We start from the raw sequence: 7,174 nt of genomic DNA, 5'->3' as shown, positions 1-7,174 counted from the left end.
CGTAACGAAATGTTTAAGTTGTTTATACCCATTGAGCCGGAAAAGAAGTTTGTAAAAGGGCAGAAAAGTTTCTTTGAAACGTATGCTATTGGTGTGGCAACTAATCGTGATGCATGGGTTTATAATTCTTCTCAACAGGTGCTTGAAAGAAATATGCGGTCTATGATTGATTTCTACAATAATCAAAGAGAAGCATATTCGAATGCAATAAAAGAGAATGCCAATTTATCAGTAGAAGAATTTATTGATACGGATGACACTAAAATAAGTTGGACAAGATCTTTACGGAATAATCTTAGGCGAAATCTTCAGATTCAATATAATAAAGAAAAACTGAACGTAGGATTATATCGTCCATTTCAAAAACAGCATATTTATTTTGCTTCGGAACTTATTGAAAGTATAGGCCTTTCTCCTAAGTTATTTCCTACCCCCAATCATAAGAATCTCGTAATTTGTGTATCGGGTATTGGTTCAAGTAAGGACTTTTCTGTAATTATTACAGACTGTATTCCGGATTTACAACTACAGTTTAATGGACAATGCTTTCCTCTCTATTGGTATGATAATAGTAATCCGGATATAATGGATTTGTTCTATCAAAATACAGAGGACAAAGATAGTTATGAACGTAAAGACGGTATAAGTGACTGGATATTGAATACTATTCGTAAACAATACGGTTATAAAGCAACAAAAGAAGATATATTTTATTACGTGTACGGATTACTCCATTCATCAGAATATCGTACTATGTTTGCAACAGACTTAAAAAAATCATTGCCATGTTTGCCTTTGGTTGAAAACATAGAAGATTATTGGGCATTTAGTAAAGCTGGACGTGAACTTGCCGACTTGCATCTGAATTATGAAACAATAGAGCCATATCGCAAATGCCAGATAATCTATGCCCCGCTCGCTAATAAGGGCGAAAGCATTAACTATCATGTTGAGAAGATGCGTTTCGGAAAAATAGACAGTAAAACAGTCGATAAGAGTATTATTTATTATAACAACGCTATTACCATAGAGGATATTCCTGCAGAAGCATACGAATATGTGGTGAACGGCAAATCGGCCATTGAATGGATTATGGAGCGTTATGCCATAACTACAGACAAGAAAAGTGGTATTACCAATGACCCAAACGATTGGGCACGTGAACACAACGACGAAAAATATATCCTTAACCTTCTACTTCGTGTGATAAATGTATCTGTACAGACGGTGGAGATTGTGAAAGGATTGCCTAAATTAAAATTTGAATAAATTGTACTCTTATGAAACAATGGATGATTAATGCAATACTAACAATTGGTATTACAATTGCTATAGGGTTTTCTTTATTAAAAGTAACTCCTTTTGAGATTACCGGTGAAACTTATATCGGGACAATTGTTACATTGTTGAGTCTAGCAGCGGCTTTTGTTATTGGCTATCAAATTTATAATGCCATAGAATTAAAAAAGGATATTGCAATTCAAAAGAAAAAATACAGTGATATTATTAAGCGTAATGAAGAAATTGAGATTAAGCTAAATCAACAAGAATTTGTTATGCAAGAAGGTTTTGATATAATTTCGTCACTTGTTCAATATAATAATGGCCAGTCTTTTATCGTTTGTGGAAATGCTTTTCAAGCTATGCACAGGGCGTTAGTTTCTTCCATCGAAACTGATAGAGTAGATTATGACTGGATTTTCGGTTATCTTAGAAAATATATTGCAGATTTGAATAGTCAGACTTTTGCCATTGGGCTTCAATGTATATCAGATGACCATTGGATGGTTACTTCACACGGGGAAAATTATGGAAAATTATTAAGCGATGTTGTAGATGAATTTATTGCTCCTATTAAAGAAAATGATAAAAAGATTCGATTGAGTAGGAATTTCTGTAAAATACAATTGGAATATGAAAGGGTAATGAAGCTGCTAAACAAAAGGTTATCAGAGATAGTGACCAATCCCACAAAGATAATTTCTGATGAAGACAAGGAAAAAATCATCCACCCCTATTAATGATTTGGACGATATTCAGGTTTGAGTATCCAGAAAGGGCAACTATCCCAAACGAGCCGAATACTACCCAAAAGACTACCCAAAAGACTATCCAAAAGACTACCCAAAAGGGTGTGCAAAGCCTAACGGAACAACAACAAGCAATACTGTCATTCCTAAAAGAACATCCGGAAGCGACCCGAAAAGAGATAAGCGAGAGCCTTTTTGACATTACGGAGGATGGTGTAAAATACAATCTTTCCCGACTTCAAGAACTTGGCTTGCTGAAACGTATGGGAGGTAGAAAGCATGGTTATTGGAAAATTATTGAATAAGAATGTATGGACGATTGGGAAGAATTAGAAAGTTGGCATGAAGATTTGATGGCCTGGGAACGCTTTCAAGATGAACTTGAAAGGATTAATGGAGAAAATGGGGCTGAGGGTCTGTACAACGTTGACGATGATAAATTGTCTTTACCATCGGAAACCTCCACGCCGCCTCGTGCAAACCACAGCAAGCCTCCGGTGGAGCAATAGCGGGAGATTATTTGGGGGACTGAAAGGTATATCCACAGCCCTTCAGTTGGTTGTCACTGAATGATGCAGGGCTTGCGTCCTGATAGGCTCCCGTGAAAGCTCCGACCTGAGACTGTCTTGTCTGCGGCTGCCGGCTGCTCAAAGCACGTACTGCACTTCCTTGAACAGGTAACTGCGTTCCTCGCCGTCCTCGTCCTCCAGCACAAAGTGACCGTCCTGTTCCACACGCAGCAGGCGTGCCTGGAAGCGGCCGTTGGCATCTTCGTAGGGATGGTAGCCGCGGCGGCGGAAGAGGGAACGGGCATAGCGGGCGGACACTTCGGCGGCAAAGGTGTCAAAGTCCTCCATGCGCAGCCCGTTGTAGTAGATTTGCAGCCGCTTCATGATGTTGGCCAGGATTTCGTCGCGGTCGGCTTCCTTGCCCGTTATCTGTTTCAGCGAGATGGGGTTGGGCGCGTCGCTCAGGAAGGTTTCCTGGTTGAGGTTCAGCCCGATTCCGCAGATGCTCCGTCCGATGTACGCCCCGTTGAGGTCGTTCTCAATCAACATGCCGGCTATCTTCTTCTCCCGGTAGTAGATGTCGTTCGGCCACTTGATGAAGAAGTCGTTGGACCATCGGTTCAACTCTTCCTTGACGGCCAGCGATGCTATCTGCGAAAGGATGAACTGGCGGCGTGCGGGCAGGAAGGTGGGGTAGGCCACGAAGCTGAACAGCAGGTTCTTGCCGGGTTCCGACTCCCAGCTGTTGCCGCGTTGCCCTTTGCCCGAGCTCTGGAATTGGGCGGTGACGGTGGTGAACTCGGGGGTGGCATTGCCCTGCTCGTTGCAGAGCTGAATCAGATACTGGTTGGTCGAGTCCGTTTCCTCCAGTGCTATCAGCGGAAACGCAAAAGGTTCAGATGAGGCTTTCATATTCTGTTCTCATTTTTTGGGTGAATTTCTTGATTACTTCGTCGTAGGAGTGGTCGGTCAGCTGTTTGAGCAGGCTGTCGTTCACGTCGCCGTCCAGCCGGATCTGGTTCCAATGTTTCTTGTTGAAGTGGTAGGCGCCTTCGATGGCCGCATAGCGTTCGCGCAGTTCGAGCGCATAGGCGGGGTCGCATTTCAGGCTGACCTTGTTGGCGCTTTCCAGGTCGATGAGGGCAAACATCTTGCCCATGACCTTCATCACGAGCGAATATTCGTCGAAGGGCAGGCATTCGGTGACGCCTTTCTTGCTGAGGCAGTATTCGCGGAGGGCTTCTATATCCATGACGTTTGATTTTTAGGGCTTGTTGCCGGAGGGTTCAGAACAGAGGCGGGTAAAAGGCTTCCTCAATGTGTTCGATGCGGAAGCCGCCTTCTTCGCCTACGGCGGTGACGATGTCGAAGCGGACGGGAGAGTCGATGCCGAACGATTTGATGTAGGCATCGGCGGCGAGGGTCAGGCGGCGGATCTTCTGCCGGTTCACGGCATCCTGAGGCTCGCAGTATTCGGTGTTCTTGCGGGTCTTGACCTCCACAAAGACGATTTCATAGTCTTTGGCCGCTACGATGTCCAGCTCCAGGTGGTCTTTCCGCCAGTTGCGGTGGAGGATGACGTATCCGTTGGCTTCCAAGTAGTTGGCCGCGGCGTCTTCTCCGGCTTTTCCGAGTGTGTTGTGCTTTGCCATACGCTTCAGTCCGTTAGGGGTTCTGTAACTCTTGTTTGCAGGCATCTTTTTTTCAGGCTCTTTGCACGAAACCTGCGTAAAATGGATGTCCTGACACAAAATTACGCTTTTTCTGCTTTGTTTTTACAGAAGTAAAACTAATTTTGCAGGAAATATGAGAAAGAGAAGCAAAAAATGTCCCAAGACCCCGGCGGGCGAGCCCCAACGCAGGCAGCGCATGGTGTGCCTGATGAGTGAGGACGAGCTGCGGCTGGTGAACCGTTATCTTGACAAGTACAAGATAACCAACAAGTCGCGCTGGTTGCGGGAGACGGTTCTCATGTTCATTCACAAGAAAATGGAGGACGACTATCCAACCCTGTTCGGCGAGCACGACATGCGGCGGTAGTTGACGGATGACTCATCTATGGACGATACCTACTACATGAAGCAGGCGCTGGCAGAGGCGCAGAAGGCCGCCGGACGGGACGAGGTGCCCGTGGGGGCGGTGGTGGTGTGCAAGGACCGCATCATTGCACGAGGGCATAACCTGACCGAGACACTGACGGACGTCACGGCCCATGCCGAGATGCAGGCTATCACGGCGGCGGCTTCGGCCTTGGGCGGGAAGTATCTGAACGAGTGCAGCCTTTATGTCACGGTGGAGCCTTGCGTGATGTGTGCCGGAGCCATTGCCTGGGCACAGTTGGGCCGGCTGGTCTATGGCGCGGAAGATGAGAAGCGTGGCTACAGCCGCTATGCCCCGCAGGCGTTGCATCCCAAGACCGTGGTGACGAAGGGGGTACTGGCCGACGAGTGTGCGGCGCTGATGAAGGAGTTCTTTGCCTCCAAGCGGCGCTGAATCGCGTCTGCCGTCGTCAAAAAACTTCATGCTTTGTTCCTCATTCTTCATTTAATCTTCTATCTTTGCAGATGGTGAAGAACTAAAAAGCCGCGCTTATGAAGTACCCTATCGGAATACAGAGCTTTGACCAGTTAATTGAAGATGGTTATGTCTATGTGGACAAGACGGATTTGATTTATAATCTTGTACACGAGGGCAAGATTTATTTCCTGAGTCGTCCCCGCCGCTTCGGCAAGAGCCTGCTGGTGTCCACACTGGAGAACTATTTCTTGGGTCGCAAGGATTTGTTCAAGGGACTGGCCATTGAATTGCTGGAGAAGGAATGGAATGCTTATCCGGTGTTTTGTGTGGATTTTAATGGCTCTAATTTTACGCAGGAAGGGGTGTTGGAGCAGCGACTGAATGGGTACGTGTCCGACTGGGAGCGGCGGTATGGTTTATTCCCAGACAAAGAGGAAATGGATTTGGGAGGCCGCTTCATCAAAGTGCTTGAAGCCGCTCATTGTCAGACGGGGCTTCGCGCCGTGGTGCTCATAGACGAATACGACAAACCTATCTTGGACGTGCTTGATGCCAATCAGGCATTGGAAGACCGGCACCGCAATGTGTTGAAGGGTTTCTATTCTGTTTTTAAGGGGGCGGACAAGCATCTTCAGTTTGTGCTCCTGACAGGGGTGACGAAGTTCTCGCAGGTGAGCGTGTTCAGCGGCTTCAACCAGCCCAAAGACATCAGTATGGATGTCCGCTATGAGACGTTGTGCGGCATTACCCAGGAGGAGTTGGAGCAATGCTTTGCCGAACCGATAGCCTGCATGGCGCAGGAATATAGTTGCAGTGTGGAGGAGATGAAAGAACGGCTCAGAACACAATATGACGGCTATCATTTCAGCAAGCGGATGACGGGTGTATACAATCCGTTCAGTCTGCTTAATGCGTTGGATGGCTGTAGTCTGGACAACTATTGGTTCCGTTCAGGCACGCCCACCTATCTCATCCGCCTGCTTGCCCACTTCAACGAGAATCTCAACGAACTGACGGGGAAGTATTACCATCCCGAGGAATTCATAGACTATAAGGCCGACGTGGAAATGCCTTTGCCCATGATTTACCAGAGCGGCTATCTCACCATCAAGGATTATAAGATGAACAGCAACCGCTTCCTGCTGGACTTCCCCAATAACGAGGTGAAGAACGGGTTCCTGACCATGGTGGCAACTTCGTACCTGAAACCGAAGGAACGGTTCCCGGATGGATAGACGATGTGGTGGAGACGATGGAGGCCGGCGATACCGATACTTTGCGGGCTTTGTTCACATCTTTCCTGGCCAGCATCCCCTACACCATGCGCCGCAAGGAAGACGAGGCGGAAAGGGAACGCTACTTCCAATATACGTTCTATCTCATTATGCGGCTTATCAGCGTCTATACCGTCTACGTGGAGAAGGTGCAAAGTCAGGGACGGGTGGACTGTGTGGTGGAAACCCGGCAATACATTTATATCTTCGAGTTCAAACTGGACGGTACGGCCTCGGAGGCTTTGCGGCAGATTGAGGCAAAAGGGTATGTACGCGAATACTCGGCCGACCCGCGTAAGCTGTATCAGATAGGTGCGACCTTCTCCTCAGAGACGGGTACTATCAGTGATTGGATGTGCCGTTAAGGCGAGGGTTTACTCCTTGACTTCCTCGAAGTCTACGTATTCACCTTCGTCCTTGTCGAATATCTTCTTGCGTTTCGGATGCGATCTGCCTTCTTCGGCAGTTGCTTTCTCATTGGTTGAAGAAGAATTGCTTGTACCATAGAAAGATGAGCGGGGGCTGTCCGTACGACGTCCCCATCCGAAAAGTCCGCGGACAAATGATGCAATGAGGCTGAGGCCAATAAGCAGGATGGCTATTATAATGAGGAATATGAATCCGATAAAGTGAAACATAGGATAATGTTTTTATGTGTTCGTTACTATGAACGGTACTACAACAACCGTGCCAAACAGAATGTTTAGCCTCTCTTTGCTGTCAGCCAGGAAAGCAGTATGTACCATACAATGCAGGTGGCAAAACCTTTCACTTGCAGGAAGGCAAGGAACAGGATGCAGAAAATCAGAAAAGTGAAGCTCACCTTGTTGTCTTTCCACGACAG

Annotated in this window: 10 protein-coding genes and 2 pseudogenes; 7 read left to right on the top strand and 5 right to left on the bottom strand. The window is 46.9% G+C overall.

All coding sequences use genetic code 11. From position 1 onward, the window contains the following. The 4 genes from Q1Y74_RS12795 to Q1Y74_RS12780 form a co-directional block, all read left to right on the top strand. A partial coding sequence (locus Q1Y74_RS12795; protein ID WP_366914112.1) for a type ISP restriction/modification enzyme occupies positions 1-1,269 on the top strand: 1,269 nt, incomplete at its 5' end. A gap of 11 nt (positions 1,270-1,280) precedes the next feature. Further along, positions 1,281-2,021, top strand: a complete 741-nt coding sequence (locus tag Q1Y74_RS12790; RefSeq protein WP_300814693.1) for a hypothetical protein — start codon at positions 1,281-1,283, stop codon at positions 2,019-2,021. Then, positions 2,021-2,335 carry a helix-turn-helix domain-containing protein gene (locus Q1Y74_RS12785; RefSeq protein ID WP_300814692.1) on the top strand — a complete coding sequence of 105 codons (315 nt, stop codon included), beginning with the start codon at positions 2,021-2,023 and terminating at the stop codon, positions 2,333-2,335. The genes Q1Y74_RS12790 and Q1Y74_RS12785 overlap by 1 nt, the downstream gene beginning before the upstream one ends. A gap of 6 nt (positions 2,336-2,341) precedes the next feature. Further along, positions 2,342-2,539: a hypothetical protein gene (locus Q1Y74_RS12780; protein ID WP_300814691.1), complete on the top strand. Its 198-nt coding sequence runs from the start codon at positions 2,342-2,344 to the stop codon at positions 2,537-2,539. A gap of 138 nt (positions 2,540-2,677) precedes the next feature. Here Q1Y74_RS12780 and Q1Y74_RS12775 read toward each other — a convergent pair whose 3' ends face one another. From Q1Y74_RS12775 to Q1Y74_RS12765, 3 genes are read right to left on the bottom strand one after another with little or no spacing between them, the layout of a single operon-like run. Further along, positions 2,678-3,451: a biotin--[acetyl-CoA-carboxylase] ligase gene (locus Q1Y74_RS12775; RefSeq protein ID WP_300814690.1), complete on the bottom strand. Its 774-nt coding sequence runs from the start codon at positions 3,449-3,451 to the stop codon at positions 2,678-2,680. Continuing rightward, positions 3,435-3,791 (bottom strand): MmcQ/YjbR family DNA-binding protein, encoded by a 357-nt coding sequence (locus tag Q1Y74_RS12770; RefSeq protein ID WP_300814689.1) that lies wholly within the window; start codon positions 3,789-3,791, stop codon positions 3,435-3,437. The genes Q1Y74_RS12775 and Q1Y74_RS12770 overlap by 17 nt, the downstream gene beginning before the upstream one ends. A 34-nt stretch (positions 3,792-3,825) precedes the next feature. Next, a complete protein-coding gene (locus Q1Y74_RS12765) occupies positions 3,826-4,191 on the bottom strand; it encodes a YraN family protein (RefSeq protein WP_300814688.1) in 366 nt (121 codons plus the stop codon). Between the two features lie 154 nt (positions 4,192-4,345). Between Q1Y74_RS12765 and Q1Y74_RS12760 the strand changes: the two genes are divergently transcribed. The 3 genes and pseudogenes from Q1Y74_RS12760 to Q1Y74_RS12750 all read left to right on the top strand — a co-directional run bounded on the left by Q1Y74_RS12760 (position 4,346) and on the right by Q1Y74_RS12750 (position 6,695). Next, the gene (locus tag Q1Y74_RS12760; RefSeq protein ID WP_300814687.1) at positions 4,346-4,579 is read left to right on the top strand and encodes a hypothetical protein; all 234 of its coding nucleotides are present in this window, start codon (positions 4,346-4,348) and stop codon (positions 4,577-4,579) included. A gap of 18 nt (positions 4,580-4,597) precedes the next feature. Continuing rightward, a complete protein-coding gene (locus tag Q1Y74_RS12755; protein ID WP_300814686.1) occupies positions 4,598-5,032 on the top strand; it encodes a nucleoside deaminase in 435 nt (144 codons plus the stop codon). A gap of 98 nt (positions 5,033-5,130) precedes the next feature. Continuing rightward, a pseudogene (locus Q1Y74_RS12750) lies at positions 5,131-6,695 on the top strand (AAA family ATPase). A gap of 9 nt (positions 6,696-6,704) precedes the next feature. Here Q1Y74_RS12750 and Q1Y74_RS12745 read toward each other — a convergent pair. Together Q1Y74_RS12745 and Q1Y74_RS12740 are read right to left on the bottom strand one after the other, a co-directional pair. Further along, positions 6,705-6,968 carry a DUF4834 family protein gene (locus tag Q1Y74_RS12745; RefSeq protein ID WP_300814685.1) on the bottom strand — a complete coding sequence of 88 codons (264 nt, stop codon included), beginning with the start codon at positions 6,966-6,968 and terminating at the stop codon, positions 6,705-6,707. A 65-nt stretch (positions 6,969-7,033) separates the two neighbouring features. Beyond that, positions 7,034-7,174, bottom strand: a pseudogene (locus Q1Y74_RS12740) (CDP-diacylglycerol--serine O-phosphatidyltransferase); the annotation flags it as partial.

This window comes from uncultured Bacteroides sp. (assembly GCF_949298305.1).
Classification (GTDB): domain Bacteria; phylum Bacteroidota; class Bacteroidia; order Bacteroidales; family Bacteroidaceae; genus Bacteroides.
The sequence above is the reverse complement of the archived record's forward strand: the minus strand, read 5'-3'. Positions and strand labels throughout refer to the sequence as shown.

What these genes read in the sequence shown, in the direction of transcription:
- Q1Y74_RS12745 (WP_300814685.1), bottom strand. Translation starts at nt 6,968, where the DNA reads ATGTTTCACTTTATCGGATTCATATTCCTCATTATAATAGCCATCCTG.
- Q1Y74_RS12775 (WP_300814690.1), bottom strand. Translation starts at nt 3,451, where the DNA reads ATGAAAGCCTCATCTGAACCTTTTGCGTTTCCGCTGATAGCACTGGAG.
- Q1Y74_RS12785 (WP_300814692.1), top strand. Translation starts at nt 2,021, where the DNA reads ATGATTTGGACGATATTCAGGTTTGAGTATCCAGAAAGGGCAACTATC.
- Q1Y74_RS12760 (WP_300814687.1), top strand. Translation starts at nt 4,346, where the DNA reads ATGAGAAAGAGAAGCAAAAAATGTCCCAAGACCCCGGCGGGCGAGCCC.
- Q1Y74_RS12755 (WP_300814686.1), top strand. Translation starts at nt 4,598, where the DNA reads ATGGACGATACCTACTACATGAAGCAGGCGCTGGCAGAGGCGCAGAAG.
- Q1Y74_RS12770 (WP_300814689.1), bottom strand. Translation starts at nt 3,791, where the DNA reads ATGGATATAGAAGCCCTCCGCGAATACTGCCTCAGCAAGAAAGGCGTC.
- Q1Y74_RS12790 (WP_300814693.1), top strand. Translation starts at nt 1,281, where the DNA reads ATGAAACAATGGATGATTAATGCAATACTAACAATTGGTATTACAATT.
- Q1Y74_RS12765 (WP_300814688.1), bottom strand. Translation starts at nt 4,191, where the DNA reads ATGGCAAAGCACAACACACTCGGAAAAGCCGGAGAAGACGCCGCGGCC.
- Q1Y74_RS12780 (WP_300814691.1), top strand. Translation starts at nt 2,342, where the DNA reads ATGGACGATTGGGAAGAATTAGAAAGTTGGCATGAAGATTTGATGGCC.